Origin of the sequence: Bartonella sp. AP36NXGY (genome assembly GCF_042195865.1) — a bacterium.
Lineage (GTDB): Bacteria > Pseudomonadota > Alphaproteobacteria > Rhizobiales > Rhizobiaceae > Bartonella.
The window spans coordinates 32,157-46,904 of the sequence record NZ_JBHIPD010000003.1; the positions used below are offsets into that span (position 1 = coordinate 32,157).

Below are 14,748 nucleotides of genomic sequence, written 5' to 3' on the forward strand. Positions count from 1 at the left end.
AATGTTTGCGCCATTGAACCAGAGCAAAATACCCAAAGCCATAACGAGAGCCGTGGAACAGGAGGTTTTGGTTCAACGGGACACACTTAAGAGGCTCTGAAAAATCGCTACTCTCAAAATAACACATACCCAACCACTCTTTCACTGGAAATTCTTTGAGCTTTTAAAGTGCAGAGGGAATGCGCATTTGCTTTCAAAGTTTTTTCACTAAACGCACCTCTAAACAAGTATCCTTACTCTTCTCCTGTCTCTTCTCAATCTTCACACCCCCCTTGACTTTATCCGTTCAGCATCTTGCACTTGGGACAAGAAAGCTTCCTCACTACGCAACGGCTGGTTCTGCGGATCTTGGATTTACAAGCAGCAAATTGGTAAAGAAGAAACGCTTGTTCTTGCCCCTGGGCAGCGGACACTTATTCCAACAGGTCTCATTTTTCATTTATCCCTTGGGTTTGAAGCACGCATCCGTCCACGCTCTGGCTTAGCCTTAAAACACGGCATCACATGCCTCAACACTCCAGGAACGATTGAGTGTGACTACCCGGAAGTGAAGTCAAAGTCCTTCTTATCAATTTAGGCCAAGAAGACTTTTCAATCCAACGGGGCATGCGCATTGCCCAAACAGTCATCGCCCCTGTATCCCAAGTTAATGTTTGCGCCATTGAACCAGAGCAAAATACCCAAAGCCATAACGAGAGCCGTGGAACAGGAGGTTTTGGTTCAACAGGACACACTTAAGAGGCTCTGAAAAATCGCTACTCTCAAAATAACACACATACTTATTCCAACCACTCTTTCACTGGAAATTCTTTGCGCTTTTAAAGTGCAGAGGGAATGCGCATTTGCTTTCAAAGTTTTTTCACTAAACGCCCCTCTAAATAATCATCTCTCAATTACGTCTCTCACGCTATACAAAACTTCATTATCGCCCGATACCCCTCCCCCATAACAAAAAAATTGGCATTAACCATTGAGCGTTCACACACTGCTTGTAATGTCGACAATCTATACATCATATTGATTTATAATAATAATGAATTGTCTTTCAACTTAAACGAGAAATCTCAATACTGTAAGATTGTTTCATGGCAAGCCTATTTATATTAAATCAATCAAAAGCATGTTTCTCACATTCCAAACGTGGTTAGCATACAGATAAAAACTGAAAAAATGCCTACAATGAATACGTATATTAACACTGTCTTGGAAAAAAATATAAATACGATAATGGTGCTCGCTTACTCTTTTATTCAGCATAAAGAGAGTGAGGTTCGATAGATTTTTTGATTATTTTACGGGGGCTTTACGGTTATACCATTTATGAACACCGCCGCAAAAAGGGCTTTAAGATGTATTAAGACACACAACAATCGCCTCTGCTGTTTTCTTGATCGCACCTCTTGCGGCAAGATGAGTAGAGCTTAATCCTAAAAAACCGATTCAATATATGAACCCCCTGCGTAATATCAACCCCCTACGTAATATCAAACCCATGCGTGTTTGGTTTAATAAATCCACGGAACCCTCATCAATTTCACTCTACGAGTTTGAGTAATATGCTTTGCTTCCTGCAACAAAGGCTGTTTTTTATCACTGATCAGAGGCATCGGCTGGAATATTAGCGTTTCCCGCAGGGCTCGTTGTTACGGCATCCACATGCCCCACAACGTTACCGCCCGCGCTACCACCCGCTCCATCGACAGCAGCGTTCGCTACCCCTGTTGTTTTATTATTGATCTCACCTCTTGAGACAAGATTGGTAGAGTTTTGCAATCCTACAAGACCGATTTTATGATATCCAGCCATACGTATTTGATTTAATAAATCGATGACAGTACCATAATCAATTTCGCTATCCGCTTTGATTAAAATTTTTGCCTCTAAATTTTGCGTCGTTTCCCTCAACAAAGCTTCTCTCAAAGCTGCTTGTTCTACAAGATGATCACCAATGTAAAGAGAACGATCTTTTTGCAACGTAACATAAAGAGGTTCATCAGACTGAACCACTGAAGGTGCTTGAGTTATAGAAGGAAGCTGAACGGAAATGGCAGATGTTGCCAAAGGCGCTGCAACCATAAAAACAATAAGCAACACCAATACAACATCAATAAAAGGGGTCACATTGATTTCGCTTTGCAACCCACTCTCGTCTATATCCCAATCATTATTAAGGCTTGCTTTCATTTTTTATGACTTTTCTGTTGTCTTTGTCTATCAAGTTCACGGCTCAAGAGCCTTTCAAGAGCAGCAGCGATATCACCTAAATCACTACGATAACCACTCAAAGCACGCATAAGGCTATTATACATAACAACGGCGGGAATAGCCACAAAAAGCCCAACAGCCGTTGCGAATAAGGCTTCAGCAATTCCAGGCGCCACCACATCAAGTCGCGTTGTTTGAGACTGAGCAATCCCAATAAAAGAATTCATAATTCCCCAAACAGTTGCAAAAAGACCAACAAAAGGAGCAATTGCGCCAATAGTTGCAAGAACAGCACTTCCACATGCAACACGGCGTGTAGCAGCCAGCAAGCAGCGTGACAAAAGTGAATGAACCCTTTCTTTTAAACCTTCATGAACATCACGAACCCTAGCATCGCGAACATCGCGGGAAACATCTTCATATTGATTGCTCTCCTCATAAAAGAGAATATCTTCAATCGTTTGTGCATTTTCCCCTACACTGGTTTTTTCACCAGAGCTTTCGTTTATCCCTTCAGGAGCAGAAAAATGAACCTGTTGTGCAGAAAGATACACCTCTTTAAGGACTTCTTTGAGAAAAAACACACCAGCTCCTTTGCTTTCTTTCAAGCTAGCTGCCAAACGCGTAAGAGTCTGAGCATTTAGAACCAATTGAAGTTCATGACGTACTCTTCGTTTTACCAAAGTGATCTCAACAATTTTCACAAAAGCAATTGTCCAAGACATAAGTGAAGCAAGTAACAAAATAATGATAACGGCTTTCACCACCCAATCAGCAGCCATAAACATAGAAAGAGGAGAAAAATCATGCACTGTCAATACAGCAGACATATTATCTAAAGGGACTGTTTCAGATTCCATTTTTATCTCACATTCTTGTGCTCTTATCTTTATTTATGAGCTGGATCGTCACCCCGCATAGCATCACTGTTCCACAATGCCACTACCCTTTTAACGTCACTTGTGTATTCCTCTTAAGAAAGAAAACTTGATAAATCAAGTATAGTTTTATTTCACAAGCTCTCTCTTAATTCTAAAGAAATTACTCAAGAAATTTTTCTCTAACAATTCAACAAGTTTATCTTACCCAATCAATTTATTGCATAAATTAGGCAAAATGATAAACTTACAAGAAGTATCGCATATAATATTTTAATTTATAAGAATAATTTATCATCGTTCCTGTTAAATAAATCTCTCATATCGCAAAGCTTTTCTCATTTCTGCGGCTCTTTTGAAGCCAACAAAATATTTTCTTACATGAAACAAGCAGCAAAAATATCATAAAATCCTCGGAGAAAAGGATATGCACTTCTCTAACAACCAGTGCACTAAAGTACCTCTCCTATCCTAAAATAAAAATATACCTTACGTTTTTAAAAAAGAACGATCGCAATATTCTTAAACTGACCAAAAGTATCATGGGGAGCGCGTGTTGCCCCCAAATACATAGAGAGCAAAGAGCCGCAATATTATTTTCTTTTTCTTTGCTGCAAAAGTATAAAAATGACAGTACTTCTGCCGCAAAATCGCAACAACGATGTTTTTTACCTGTCACAAGCTTAAAAAATAAGCCTCAGCACACTTTTAAAAAACTTTTATAAAAAACTGCGCCACGAGAAACTGAAGAATGGTGCTAAATTACTGCAAAAGCATAAGACAATTCTCAACAGATGCGACCCTTTACAGACAAAGCATATCGTATAGGAAAGATTTATTTTATCAAAAACAATTTTAAATTCGACAAAATGAAAGGAACCAAAAAAAGCTTTTGGCGTTACTCAAGCAGTGAAAATTTTCACTCCAATGCAAATGATCACTATGAACACACCAATACAAATATAATGAATCAAGAGGGAAAAATACCATGGCCCATAATAAAACAACACAGCACGATAAATCAGCCGTAGAAAAAGACCTACAAGGACAATTAGAAACGTTACGCACTGAAATTTCAGGGATTACCTCAACCCTAACAGATCTTGGTGCAAACAAATTCAACGCCGCCAAAGACAAAGCGGAAAAACTATATCACTCAGCGAAAGAAAGTGGTGAAGACATGATGTCTCAAGCAAAAGACAAAATTAGTGATCTTGAACAAACCATGAATCAATGCGTTCGCAAAAATCCTGGCAAAAGCGTTTTGTTTGCCGCAGGGGTTGGTTTTATTCTTTCTCAATTACTGCGTCGTTAAGCAATGCATAAGTTTATCGCGCCTCTTTTAAACCATCTTGTCGGTGGAGGGCTTAAAAGCACAGTCAAGCAAGTACGCCTTCAAGCAATTTTTTATGGGTTTATTGGCATTTCATTCTTCATGTCTTTGCTTTTTTTATGTACCATCGGTTTTATTGCGTTATGTTCTGTTATGAAGCCTCTTGCTGCCGCCAGTATCATGTTTTTAATTTGTCTTTCTCTTGCGGGATTAGGTCTTATTATCAGTCGCGTTCTCAAAACTTATCAACGCTATGACCAACAAAAAAAGACAGAAGAACAACGCCACAAACTCATGACAGATGCGACTGTTTCCAGTCTTGCAGCTCTCAGTCAACATCTCCCTTTTGCCAAATTGGGTGTTCCCATTCTCGGACTTGCAACTTATTTTTTGTGGAAAAAAGATAAAAAAGACCGCTTTTCAGAGTAAAATATGTAAAGCTGTCACTCTAAATCCCCCTCTCAATGTGCTTTCTTTTATAACAAAAGAAAGCACATTTTTTTCCTCATAGTCTCTTTAGCTTCTTCAAATACCTGAAAAAAATCCCCTTCATTTTGCTAAAAATTCCATAGAACCGCTACACTCTCTTTCAGATTGCAACCCATTTTTCATAAACATAACAACATAAGGCAATGCTTGCATTAGAAGTCCTAGTTTAATTCGAAGCCATTTATTGTTTTTTGAAGGAAATGATGTTCCGTTTCTGCCTTTCTCTATATTTTCATAAGCTTTTTTCAGAACCAAAGGTCACGTCATCGATTTGAATTTATAAAGCAAAAATATTCCCCGTATGAAAATTCTTTTTTCAAAAAATCTGAAATTTTTACCGATAAGAAAATTGTAAAAACGTCCATTACACAACAAAAATTTATCAACTCTGATACGAATAGAACAGAGGTCATACCTACAATTCACGTCACAGAAAAAATAAAGAAAGAAAATTTTATAGAAATATTTGCTGATGGCATTCAAGCAATTTGTAATTTATCTCGTACAGGACATCGTGCTTTGATAATAGTTTTAGAAGAATATCGATCTAATAAATCAACAAACGAAGACCCCAGCAGCGTTACCTTAATCTGGTTTGATGGGGGTATAAATGGAAAAAAGCGCGATATGGTCGACAGAACTTTTCACAATGGTTTAAGAGAGCTCATACAAAAAGGAATTTTAAAACCAAAATTGCCTAATCAATACTGAGTGAATCCTATTCTGTTCTTCAAAGAAGAAAAAGTTGCTTTTATGAAAGAATATCAAATAGAATCATCTTCTACCAAACCGGATATTTCATCCGTTGAACATCAAACAGATCTTGAAGATTTTATAACAAAATAACTTGTATCATTTATCGTACTGTGTATATTGTGGAGCATCTTGATTTAAGCGCGTGAGGGGAAAATAATGTCAAAATCACAAATAAGCAAAGAGGCGCTCGTCCTTTTGCTTTTATGGCTTCGTGGTCCTTTAAGATTGATACTAAGCCTTATAATGATAATGGGGTTTGTGGGATTGTTTACAATTCCTATTATGATATTATCAATAGGTTGGTCAAAAGCACTAATAAACATTACAATTTGTTCCTTTATATTAGATTTTGGCTCTTTCCTTCTAATTTTTTATTATGATAAACTTATAAGATATTTACAATAAACTGTTCACATATTTTTCCATTAACAATACTAATAAAAAACAAAAGATCACGATAATTAAATCTGTATTCCGATATAATTGATGAGATTAATACATATAATTTTTAAAGAGGGGAAAAATGAAAAAATTTATTTTAATATGCTTGGCTCTATTGACTATAGGATTGAATATTACAGGTTGTGGTAAAAGTGAAGAGGAAAAACGTAGAGCCCAACAAGAAGAACAAGCTAAAAAGTTTTTTGAAACAAAATCGCCAGATACAGATCGTGGACATGCATATTAAATAAATACCCCACGACAATAAAATGTGAGTTATCAATCTCTAACTAAAAGAGTATTTTGTGTAACTCACACCTGACAACGTCATTGTACACTTTAACACGTATGAAGACAATCAGTTTTAAAAACTTTGGAAAGGCTTTTCATAACCTATCCGCTTAACGCTAAGTATTTATATAACAAAATACCCATTTATTATCTTTTCTTGTCTTTTTTATAATATTTTCAAATATATATCACTTAAAATACCTTATTATTTTCATCACTTTCTTTTGACTTATCCCCCTATAAGCTTTCTCTTTAATCATGATCTCAAAGCCGCGTGAGAAAAGAACAAGATAGGCCTTTTGGTTATTGATAAGGGGCACACGTGCGCCTAACGATACGCTTTTACAGAATTTCCCAGCCTTTAAAACTTAAGGCTTTTAGCCTTCTCATTTAAATGCAGGTTTGATGTCATGATTTTGGGGTGCGATTATTAAGAGTTTGAGAAGCGAAGAGCTTTTCATTTAAAAAGCAAAACGAAATGACGTATAGCCAAGGAAACGCGCTCTCCCATAGCACTGTAGTAAACAACCTATAAGGATATTTTAAACACAACAAATTTTCATAACGAGCGTTGTCCACCAAGGACTGTGTGGATTATCATTAACTTTTTTCTGATAAGATTTGCAGTAGAATATTGTCTTGATTTTTAAATAGCGCTTGAAAAGACGCTTTATCAATAATGGTCAATATTAATTATGGTCAATGGGATTATAGCTCCCATGATCTCTTCGCCAATCTTCTGGTTGTTGAAATTGGCTCGACCATAAACCGTTTTGTGCTTTTTGAGCAGCAGATTGTAGAGTTTTATAGTCTGCGGGGGATGGAAAATGATGCTGATCTTTTGTCAACACCATCAACCCTTCTGCCAGCCCCAACCGCGCCAGATCAACCCCATCTACAAAACATTGTGCATAATGAACCTGTTGAACGACACGTGCTTGCCGACAAGTAACCTTTTTATCAATTGTTTTTGAAACAAGCCAAGCCGTAACAAAAGCACCGCAAGGCCACTTAACTCCGTTGCGTGAGGCAAATTGTCGTGTTTCACAGCTTTCCACACCATATAAACGGATATCACGGATGATCTTTTTTCTCCACCCATCATCTACAAGCGTAATCATTTTAAAGGTCACACCACTTGTGACCTGTATAGCACCGGAATAGACCGGCACATTTTCTTCATAAAATTGTGATGCGATTGGTTCTGAATGCAACACCACATTTTGTTGGATTGCGTCTTGTTGGTTTGCATAATCAACCAATTGTGACTTCGGATTTTGAACGGGGTTTCCAATTGTCTTTTCTGATCCTTCAAAAAGAGAAAATTGCATAATATTTTCAGTATGTTGACTGAAATAAAAGTATCCTAAAATAATAATACAAATTAAGACAATATATTTAGGCGCTGCTCGAAGATATTTTAAAAGTATCATTTTGAATATTACTATATTTTTTGTTTATTAAATAATAAAAGATTAAATATTATTAATTTATCGATAGAAAAATTTATTTTTTTCATTTATATGATTCCCGATTAATATTTTGAATATTAATTTTGTGATCAACTTAAACATAAAGCGGGGGAATTTTCATGAAAAACATGAATAATTCGTTCATTAATGAACATACCTTACAAAAAACTATTCTATCCAACACCCAAAAGAAATGGTTAACAGCAGCATTGATGCTGTTTATTGCCTTCATGGCACTGAGTGAACCAGCATTTGCTGATGGCGGCTTCGGAAAAATTGAAACTGCTCTTGATAAAATCATTGAAGCTTTAACAGGAAAAATTGCAACATCAATTGCAACCATTGCGGTTGCTGGTATTGGGCTTGCATGGATTGCTGGTTATGTTGAAATGCGTAAAGCTTTCTTTGTTTGTGTTGGCATCGGCATTGTTATGGGTGCAACGCAAATCGTATCAATGTTTTCCCATTAAACTTTGCCTTTCAAAGCCATGAAAGAGAACGACAAGCTAACAGAAGATACGTTATTTCTTGCTTGCACGCGCCCTGCAATGATTGCGGGCGTAACAGTGGAGGCTATGGGATTAAATGGGATAGGAACGATGATATTGTTCATTATGGCAGGCAATATTTTTCTTCTAACCTTTGGTGTGATGCTGCATTTCATATTCAAGGAAATCCTAAAGCATGACCATAACAAATTTCGTATTCTTCTGACATGGCAAAAGACAAGTATTTTTGCCAGAAATTCGAGTCTATGGGGTGGGGGAAGTATTTCTCCATTACGATTAATTCGTAATTATGAGGAATTACAATGAATAGAACAGAGCGCAAACGTGAAAAGCAGCCAGAGGCGATCATTCCTTATGTGCGCCATGTCAACAAGCACATCATTGCGCTGGATTCACGCGCTCTCATGAGCGTTATTAAACTTGAAGGCATTAACTTTGAGACAGCGGATATTATTGATCTGAATGTGCTTCACGAACAGCTCAATAATCTGTTTAAAAACATAGCGGATGAACGGATAGCGCTTTATAGCCATATTATCAGAAAGCGTGAAACGATTTATCCGGATGGGACTTTCAGATCGGCATTTGCCAAGCAATTAGATGATAAATATCGCGACCGGATGATTTCACAGGAGCTTTATCGCAATGAGCTTTATCTTTCTATTTTGTGGAATCCACACGTTGATCAAACGGATAAATTAGTGGAGTTTTTCAAACGTTTAGGCAAAGCCAAGCAAGAAAAGACAGAAGTTGATGCAGAGTCCATTCGCAAGCTTGAAGATATTACCACAGATCTTATTCAAAATTTAGAGCGCTATGGTGCAAGAAGATTGAGTCTTTATGAACATGAAGGCAATATTTATTCGCAGCAAAGTGAGTTTATCCACCAATTGGTGGGAGGTCGTCGTGAACGTATCCCTCTCACATGGGGGACGATAGCTTCGACTGTTTATTCAGACCGTCTCATTTTTGGAAAAGAGATCATAGAAATACGCACCGAGGCGGCACAGCGGTTTGCGGGCATGTTTGGTTGGAAAGAATATCCAGCAAAAACCAGGGTAGGCATGGCGGATGGTTTGCTCACCCTTCCCTTTGAGTTTATTTTCACCCAATCTTTTATTTTCAAGAGCAAAAATGCTGCCAAACAGATTATGGGGCGCAAACAGAATCAAATGGTCAATGCAGGAGATCGAGCAGGTTCACAAATTATGGAACTGGATGATGCGCTTGATGATCTTGAATCCAATCGTTTTGTTTTAGGGGAGCATCATTTATCATTGGCAGTTTTTGCTGATACGCCGCAAGAGTTAGCGGATAATCTTGCCAAAGCGCGTTCTCGTCTTACAGATGGTGGGGCTGTGATTGCGCGGGAAGACTTAGGGTTAGCGGCGGCTTGGTGGGCACAATTGCCTGGCAATTATGCTTATCGCACCCGCTCTGGTGCAATAACAAGCCGCAATTATGCAGCGCTTTCTCCTTTTCATTCTTTTCCGGTTGGGAAAATAGATGGCAATGTGTGGGGACCGGCGGTAGCCTTGATGAAAACCTCTGCTGGTTCACCGTTTTATTTTAACTTTCACTTTGGTGATTTAGGCAATACGTTTGTTTGTGGTCCCTCTGGTTCTGGGAAAACGGTTATTGTTAATTTTCTTTTAGCACAACTTCAAAAGCATGATCCCAATATGGTCTTTTTTGACAAAGATCGGGGCGCAGAACTTTTTGTCAGAGCGGGTGGCGGCACTTATATGCCCTTGAAGAATGGTAGACCGACAGGCATAGCACCGCTAAAAGGCTTAGACTATAACAATCCAGCAGATAGAGTTTTTTTACGCCAATGGATTATAAAGCTTGTTTCTTCTGAAGATCAAAAGATCAGTGAATCAGAAAGACAAGATATTTCTGCTGCTGTTGACCAACTTGCCTTGTTGCCAAAAGAACAACGGACGATCTCCGCCTTACAAATGTTTTTTGACACCACGCACAGGGAGGGGATAGCGGGTCGTTTAGAAAGATGGTGTAAAGGCAATGCCTTAGGGTGGGTTTTTGACAATCCTGATGACGACATTGGCATTGATGCAAAATTTATTGGTTATGACATGACGGATTTTTTAGACAATAATGAAATTCGTCCCCCATTAATGATGTATCTTTTTCATAGGATTTTGTCTCTGATTGATGGGCGTCGTATTATCATTGTCATTGATGAGTTTTGGAAAGCCTTAGAGGATGATTCCTTTAAAGCCTTTGCGCAAGACAGGCTGAAAACTATCCGTAAACAAAATGGTTTGATGTTGTTTGCAACGCAATCTCCCAAAGATGCGATCAATTCGACCATTGCTCACACCATTATAGAGCAATGTCCAACACAAATTTATTTTCCCAATCAAAAGGGCAATCATGGGGATTATGTAGAAGGTTTTAAATTATCGGACAGAGAATTTAACCTGATACAATCAGAATTAAGCCGTGAGTCACGGCGTTTTCTCATCAAACAAGGACAAAGTTCAGTTGTAGCAGAGCTAAATTTACGCGGCTTTGATGATGAAATAGCCATTTTAAGTGGCACCACCAAGAATATTGAACTCCTAGAGACCATTATGGATGAAGTTGGACAATCTCCAGAAAAATGGCTTCCTATTTTTCAAGAAAGGTCAAAGCAATGAAAAAACTTTTATTGGCAACAGCTCTTTGCGCAATTTCTTTTGGTTTAACAACCAATTCATTTGGTTTTGGCGGTATTGTATTTGATCCCAAGGCTTTTGGACAAATGATTAAACAAGTTCAACAAGGCCAACAACAGCTTAACAAGTTGCAAGAACAAATTCAACAAGGTGCACAACAGCTTGAGCAATTAAAGAGCCAACTCGATCAAGCGAAACAGTTATATAACTCCTTAAATGTCAAGCCTGACATTTCGGGATTGAAAGAGATGTTTAACAAGCAAGGGAGCAGTGGCGCCCTTCCTTCAGATTTTAACCACTTTCAACAATCAATGGGCAGTGGTGGCGGCGGTGGCGGTGGCGGCGGCAGCAAAAACACGCAAAAATGGCAAGAAGAACTTAAATACAAAGAGCCCGCGGGGGGCGCAGACTCAAAAGAGGCAGTAGATGCTTTTTACACACAGGAAGTGAAAAAAGCTGAACAGCGCGTAGTAGGACAAGCAGCAAAAGGACAAGACGTCTACGAAGAAGCCAGTGAAACACAAAAAAACATTACCAAGCTTCTTGACGAACTTGGAAGTACTGAAGATGCGGGTAAAATTCAAGGCATTCAAGCACAACTAGAAGCGATACAAGCAAAACTCCAAACACAAGTCCTTCAAATGCAAGCCGCCGCAATGATTCAACAAGCAGAAGAAAAAGCGGCAGAAAGACGTGAAATAGAAGAATTTAAAGCACGAACCAAAGCTTTAGCCCAAAAAATGCGTGGTCAATAAACGAGAAAAAAGAGGGGCTTGAATATGAACAAGATCATCATAACAACATTGCTACTTTGCACAGGGCTCATCACCACTGGATGTGAAAAAACCCACAGCGTAGAAGAACTTAAAAAAAATAAAAAACTGATGGAAGAAGTATTAGTGAAATGTTTGACGTCAGGGGATTTGAATTCGAAAAATTGTAAAAATGCAGAGCAAGCTGAACTTGAAACCCGTAAAAAATGGGGAGGATTTGGCTCAACAAATGACGATAAACAAGATTCTGAAAAGAAACAGGACAATAAATAATGAATAAAGTTCTCATAACAACATTGCTACTTTGCACAGGGCTTATGGCTGCTGGTTGTGAAAAAACCTATAGCGTTGCAGAATTTAAAAAAGATGAAAAATTACGCCTAGAATGGGATGCTAAATGTGGATTTGCAGGAACTTCAAAAAATTGTGAAAACATGCGGTTAGCATTTTTAGAACTTCAGAAAGAATATGAAGCAAAAGCAGCAGAAAGAAGTCGTAAAATTGCAGAAGAAAATCGTAAAAGAGAAGAAGAAGATATAGCTGAAATGAGAGCCAGACTTAAAAAAATGGAAGCTAATACTCAAAAAAAATTAGCTGAACAAAGAGCAAAACGACGTGCTGAGGAAGAACAAGAAGCAAAAGAGCGCGCGGCAGAAGAACAACAAAATAACCATTAAGACATAATGAAGAGCGGAGCATCCCAATGGCAATAGAAACCAACGGTGTATTTACCGAAATAGACAATATGTTGATGGAGCCACTTACAAGGACAATGGATAGCACCATTACACATCGCTATTGCCCTTTAGCTGCTCAACTTAAAGAACCTTACAGACTGTACAATAGATTTATGGCAAGATTATGTCTCTGCCCTAGATTTATCATCACTGGTTATAAAAAACCGATAACACAAGCAGAATTTAAAGATTGTGCTCAAAACTTGTAAAACTGAAAGGAAGAAGGGGAATATCTATGAATAAAGTTCTCATAACAACATTGCTACTTTGCACAGGGCTTATCGCTGCTGGTTGTGAAAAAACCTATAGCGTCGCTGAATTTAAAAAAGATGAAAAATTACGCCTAGAGTGGGATGCTAGATGTGGATTTGCAGGAACTTCAAAAAATTGTGAAAACATGCGGTTAGCATTTTTAGAACTTGATAAGGAACGTCAGGCAAAAGCTAAAGAAATATGGAACGCTACATTTGGGATAAAAGAGCGTGCTGAGGAAGAACAAAAAGCAAAAGAACAAAATAATAATTAAATTATAAAAATACACAACGAATAGCGAAGTATCTCAATGGCAATAGTAACCAAAGGTGTATTTACTTGGATAGATAATACTGTAATGCATTCCCTTACAAAGACAATGGATAGCACCACTACACATCGCTATTGCGCTTTAGCTGCTCAACTTAAAGAGCTTTGTACACTCTATAATAGATTTATGGCAACATTATGTCCGTGCCCTAGATTTATCATCACTGGTTATAAAAAACCGATAACACAAGCATAATTTAAAAATTGTGCTCAAAACTTGTAAAACTGAAAGGAAAAAGGGGAAATATCTATGAATAAAGTTCTCATAACAACATTGCTACTTTGCACAGGGCTTATCGCTGCTGGGTGTGAAAAAACCTATAGCGTCGCTGAATTTAAAAAAAATCCAAAATTATTTGATGAATGGGTCACGAGATGTGGAGGGATAGGAACTTCAAAAAATTGTGAAAACCTAAGAGTAGCAGGCGCTGAACTTGAGAAAGAACGTCAGGCAAAAGTTGAAGAAGAAAATCGCAAAAGAGATGAAGAATTTATGGCTGAACAAAAAGCTTGGATTGAAAAAATGAGAGAAGAGACTAAAAAAAAATTAGCTGAACAAGAAGCAAAGCGACGTGCTGAGGAAGAACAGGAAGCAAAAGAGCGCGCGGCAAAACAACAACAAAATAACCATTAAGACATAATGAAGAGCGGAGCATCTCAATGGCAGTAGAAAGCAAAGGCATATTCACTAAGATAGACAATATGTTGATGGATCCCCTTACAGACGCAATGAGTAAAACCATTGTTAATCTCTCATCAAGCTTAGGTGCTCCGCTTAAACTGTCTTGTACAATCTACATTATATTTATGGGCTACAATATCATCTATGGGCGTTCTTCCATGCCACTGTGGGAGTTTATAGCGACAACTTTCAAACTGGGCATCATTGTTGCACTTGCCACAAACGCTGCTCTTTATAATGAGTGGGTCAGTGGTATATTTTTCCATGATCTGCCGAATGCCATTTCAAATGTCACACAAGGAGCACATGTGGATCGAAATGTATGGGACAATATGATAGGCAAAGCTGGAGCACAGGTTTTGGACGCAGCAAACCAGTACACAGGTCTGACTCAAATGGGGAAATTTATTGCGACATGGATTGCTGGTTTTATCTGCCTAGTTGCTGCTATCTTATTTTGTCTAGTCGGTTTTGTTGTTTCATTATTTGCTAAATTGGGTTTGTTTCTTGTCCTATCAATAGGACCACTCTTCATAAGCCTCTATATGTTTTCCTCAACCAGAAAATTCACAGAAGCATGGTTAGGGCAAGTTGCAAACTTCATCATTTTATATGTGTTAGTCGTGCTGCTTGGTGGTTTATATGTCAAGATTTCAATGAACGTTTTTTCAGAAGGTATTAAAGATATCTTCACTACTTTAATTCAGTTCTTGGTTGTTGGTATTGGTGGTATTCACCTTTTCCTCAGACTCCCTGATATCGCATCAGCTTTAGCCTCTGGGGGAGCCTCCCTTACAGGATCAGGACCAGTCGCTAAAACAACGGCTCAACTAACAGGTAAAGCTGCTAAAGCAACAGCCAACACGATAGCAAAGGGCGTTAAAAAATTAGCATCACTATTAAAAAAGGTCTAAGTTCA

18 protein-coding genes and 2 pseudogenes are annotated in these 14,748 nt (G+C 38.1%); 16 read left to right on the forward strand and 4 right to left on the reverse strand.

The window, feature by feature from the left end; genetic code table 11:
* Window positions 1-90, forward strand: a pseudogene (locus tag ACFINX_RS02065) (dUTP diphosphatase); the annotation flags it as partial.
* A gap of 78 nt (window positions 91-168) precedes the next feature.
* A pseudogene (dut, locus tag ACFINX_RS02070) lies at window positions 169-738 on the forward strand (dUTP diphosphatase).
* A gap of 852 nt (window positions 739-1,590) precedes the next feature.
* Here dut and ACFINX_RS02075 read toward each other — a convergent pair.
* Together ACFINX_RS02075 and ACFINX_RS02080 are read right to left on the reverse strand one after the other, a co-directional pair.
* Complete coding sequence (locus tag ACFINX_RS02075) at window positions 1,591-2,184, reverse strand: biopolymer transporter ExbD (protein WP_375668250.1); 594 nt, start codon at window positions 2,182-2,184, stop codon at window positions 1,591-1,593.
* Entirely contained in the window at window positions 2,181-3,065 is an 885-nt protein-coding gene (locus tag ACFINX_RS02080) for a MotA/TolQ/ExbB proton channel family protein (protein WP_375668251.1), read from the reverse strand. Before ACFINX_RS02080 ends, ACFINX_RS02075 begins: the two co-directional genes overlap by 4 nt.
* 1,006 nt (window positions 3,066-4,071) lie before the next feature.
* Here ACFINX_RS02080 and ACFINX_RS02085 point away from each other — a divergent pair.
* Both ACFINX_RS02085 and ACFINX_RS02090 read left to right on the forward strand, forming a co-directional pair.
* Window positions 4,072-4,398 (forward strand): YqjD family protein, encoded by a 327-nt coding sequence (locus ACFINX_RS02085; protein ID WP_375612522.1) that lies wholly within the window; start codon window positions 4,072-4,074, stop codon window positions 4,396-4,398.
* A gap of 3 nt (window positions 4,399-4,401) precedes the next feature.
* Window positions 4,402-4,845 (forward strand): hypothetical protein, encoded by a 444-nt coding sequence (locus ACFINX_RS02090; RefSeq protein ID WP_375638297.1) that lies wholly within the window; start codon window positions 4,402-4,404, stop codon window positions 4,843-4,845.
* A gap of 120 nt (window positions 4,846-4,965) precedes the next feature.
* On the opposite strand, the gene ACFINX_RS02095 is transcribed toward ACFINX_RS02090, so the two are convergent.
* A complete protein-coding gene (locus ACFINX_RS02095) occupies window positions 4,966-5,160 on the reverse strand; it encodes a hypothetical protein (protein ID WP_375612520.1) in 195 nt (64 codons plus the stop codon).
* Window positions 5,161-6,184: 1,024 nt separating this feature from the next.
* Between ACFINX_RS02095 and ACFINX_RS02100 the strand changes: the two genes are divergently transcribed.
* A complete protein-coding gene (locus ACFINX_RS02100; RefSeq protein ID WP_273758902.1) occupies window positions 6,185-6,349 on the forward strand; it encodes a hypothetical protein in 165 nt (54 codons plus the stop codon).
* A 733-nt stretch (window positions 6,350-7,082) separates the two neighbouring features.
* Here the strand turns inward: ACFINX_RS02100 and ACFINX_RS02105 are convergent.
* Window positions 7,083-7,826: a nuclease gene (locus ACFINX_RS02105; RefSeq protein WP_375638296.1), complete on the reverse strand. Its 744-nt coding sequence runs from the start codon at window positions 7,824-7,826 to the stop codon at window positions 7,083-7,085.
* A 158-nt stretch (window positions 7,827-7,984) separates the two neighbouring features.
* Here ACFINX_RS02105 and ACFINX_RS02110 point away from each other — a divergent pair, with 158 nt between their 5' ends.
* The 11 genes from ACFINX_RS02110 to ACFINX_RS02160 are packed head-to-tail and all read left to right on the forward strand — an operon-like array spanning window position 7,985 to window position 14,743.
* On the forward strand, window positions 7,985-8,335 hold the full coding sequence (locus ACFINX_RS02110; protein ID WP_375613238.1) for a TrbC/VirB2 family protein: 351 nt from the start codon (window positions 7,985-7,987) through the stop codon (window positions 8,333-8,335).
* An 18-nt stretch (window positions 8,336-8,353) separates the two neighbouring features.
* Window positions 8,354-8,680, forward strand: coding sequence for a type IV secretion system protein VirB3 (locus ACFINX_RS02115; protein ID WP_375668252.1), 327 nt, complete (start codon window positions 8,354-8,356; stop codon window positions 8,678-8,680).
* Window positions 8,677-11,037, forward strand: coding sequence for a VirB4 family type IV secretion/conjugal transfer ATPase (locus tag ACFINX_RS02120; RefSeq protein ID WP_375668253.1), 2,361 nt, complete (start codon window positions 8,677-8,679; stop codon window positions 11,035-11,037). Before ACFINX_RS02115 ends, ACFINX_RS02120 begins: the two co-directional genes overlap by 4 nt.
* On the forward strand, window positions 11,034-11,810 hold the full coding sequence (locus ACFINX_RS02125; protein ID WP_375668254.1) for a type IV secretion system protein: 777 nt from the start codon (window positions 11,034-11,036) through the stop codon (window positions 11,808-11,810). Before ACFINX_RS02120 ends, ACFINX_RS02125 begins: the two co-directional genes overlap by 4 nt.
* A gap of 24 nt (window positions 11,811-11,834) precedes the next feature.
* Complete coding sequence (locus ACFINX_RS02130; protein ID WP_375612514.1) at window positions 11,835-12,101, forward strand: EexN family lipoprotein; 267 nt, start codon at window positions 11,835-11,837, stop codon at window positions 12,099-12,101.
* Window positions 12,101-12,505 carry an EexN family lipoprotein gene (locus ACFINX_RS02135; protein WP_375668255.1) on the forward strand — a complete coding sequence of 135 codons (405 nt, stop codon included), beginning with the start codon at window positions 12,101-12,103 and terminating at the stop codon, window positions 12,503-12,505. Before ACFINX_RS02130 ends, ACFINX_RS02135 begins: the two co-directional genes overlap by 1 nt.
* Window positions 12,506-12,531: 26 nt before the next feature.
* Window positions 12,532-12,774 carry a hypothetical protein gene (locus ACFINX_RS02140; protein ID WP_375668256.1) on the forward strand — a complete coding sequence of 81 codons (243 nt, stop codon included), beginning with the start codon at window positions 12,532-12,534 and terminating at the stop codon, window positions 12,772-12,774.
* Window positions 12,775-12,800: 26 nt separating this feature from the next.
* Window positions 12,801-13,091, forward strand: coding sequence for an EexN family lipoprotein (locus ACFINX_RS02145; RefSeq protein ID WP_375668257.1), 291 nt, complete (start codon window positions 12,801-12,803; stop codon window positions 13,089-13,091).
* A gap of 36 nt (window positions 13,092-13,127) precedes the next feature.
* A complete protein-coding gene (locus ACFINX_RS02150) occupies window positions 13,128-13,343 on the forward strand; it encodes a hypothetical protein (RefSeq protein WP_375668258.1) in 216 nt (71 codons plus the stop codon).
* Between the two features lie 54 nt (window positions 13,344-13,397).
* On the forward strand, window positions 13,398-13,781 hold the full coding sequence (locus ACFINX_RS02155; RefSeq protein ID WP_375668259.1) for an EexN family lipoprotein: 384 nt from the start codon (window positions 13,398-13,400) through the stop codon (window positions 13,779-13,781).
* A 26-nt stretch (window positions 13,782-13,807) separates the two neighbouring features.
* Window positions 13,808-14,743, forward strand: a complete 936-nt coding sequence (locus ACFINX_RS02160; protein ID WP_375668260.1) for a type IV secretion system protein — start codon at window positions 13,808-13,810, stop codon at window positions 14,741-14,743.
* The last annotated feature ends 5 nt before the right edge of the window (window positions 14,744-14,748 follow it).

Bases quoted from the DNA above. Each gene is read 5' to 3' on its own strand.
- ACFINX_RS02075 (WP_375668250.1), bottom strand. From the start codon at position 2,184: ATGAAAGCAAGCCTTAATAATGATTGGGATATAGACGAGAGTGGGTTG.
- ACFINX_RS02080 (WP_375668251.1), bottom strand. From the start codon at position 3,065: ATGGAATCTGAAACAGTCCCTTTAGATAATATGTCTGCTGTATTGACA.
- ACFINX_RS02085 (WP_375612522.1), top strand. From the start codon at position 4,072: ATGGCCCATAATAAAACAACACAGCACGATAAATCAGCCGTAGAAAAA.
- ACFINX_RS02090 (WP_375638297.1), top strand. From the start codon at position 4,402: ATGCATAAGTTTATCGCGCCTCTTTTAAACCATCTTGTCGGTGGAGGG.
- ACFINX_RS02100 (WP_273758902.1), top strand. From the start codon at position 6,185: ATGAAAAAATTTATTTTAATATGCTTGGCTCTATTGACTATAGGATTG.
- ACFINX_RS02105 (WP_375638296.1), bottom strand. From the start codon at position 7,826: ATGATACTTTTAAAATATCTTCGAGCAGCGCCTAAATATATTGTCTTA.
- ACFINX_RS02110 (WP_375613238.1), top strand. From the start codon at position 7,985: ATGAAAAACATGAATAATTCGTTCATTAATGAACATACCTTACAAAAA.
- ACFINX_RS02115 (WP_375668252.1), top strand. From the start codon at position 8,354: ATGAAAGAGAACGACAAGCTAACAGAAGATACGTTATTTCTTGCTTGC.
- ACFINX_RS02120 (WP_375668253.1), top strand. From the start codon at position 8,677: ATGAATAGAACAGAGCGCAAACGTGAAAAGCAGCCAGAGGCGATCATT.
- ACFINX_RS02125 (WP_375668254.1), top strand. From the start codon at position 11,034: ATGAAAAAACTTTTATTGGCAACAGCTCTTTGCGCAATTTCTTTTGGT.
- ACFINX_RS02130 (WP_375612514.1), top strand. From the start codon at position 11,835: ATGAACAAGATCATCATAACAACATTGCTACTTTGCACAGGGCTCATC.
- ACFINX_RS02135 (WP_375668255.1), top strand. From the start codon at position 12,101: ATGAATAAAGTTCTCATAACAACATTGCTACTTTGCACAGGGCTTATG.
- ACFINX_RS02140 (WP_375668256.1), top strand. From the start codon at position 12,532: ATGGCAATAGAAACCAACGGTGTATTTACCGAAATAGACAATATGTTG.
- ACFINX_RS02145 (WP_375668257.1), top strand. From the start codon at position 12,801: ATGAATAAAGTTCTCATAACAACATTGCTACTTTGCACAGGGCTTATC.
- ACFINX_RS02150 (WP_375668258.1), top strand. From the start codon at position 13,128: ATGGCAATAGTAACCAAAGGTGTATTTACTTGGATAGATAATACTGTA.
- ACFINX_RS02155 (WP_375668259.1), top strand. From the start codon at position 13,398: ATGAATAAAGTTCTCATAACAACATTGCTACTTTGCACAGGGCTTATC.
- ACFINX_RS02160 (WP_375668260.1), top strand. From the start codon at position 13,808: ATGGCAGTAGAAAGCAAAGGCATATTCACTAAGATAGACAATATGTTG.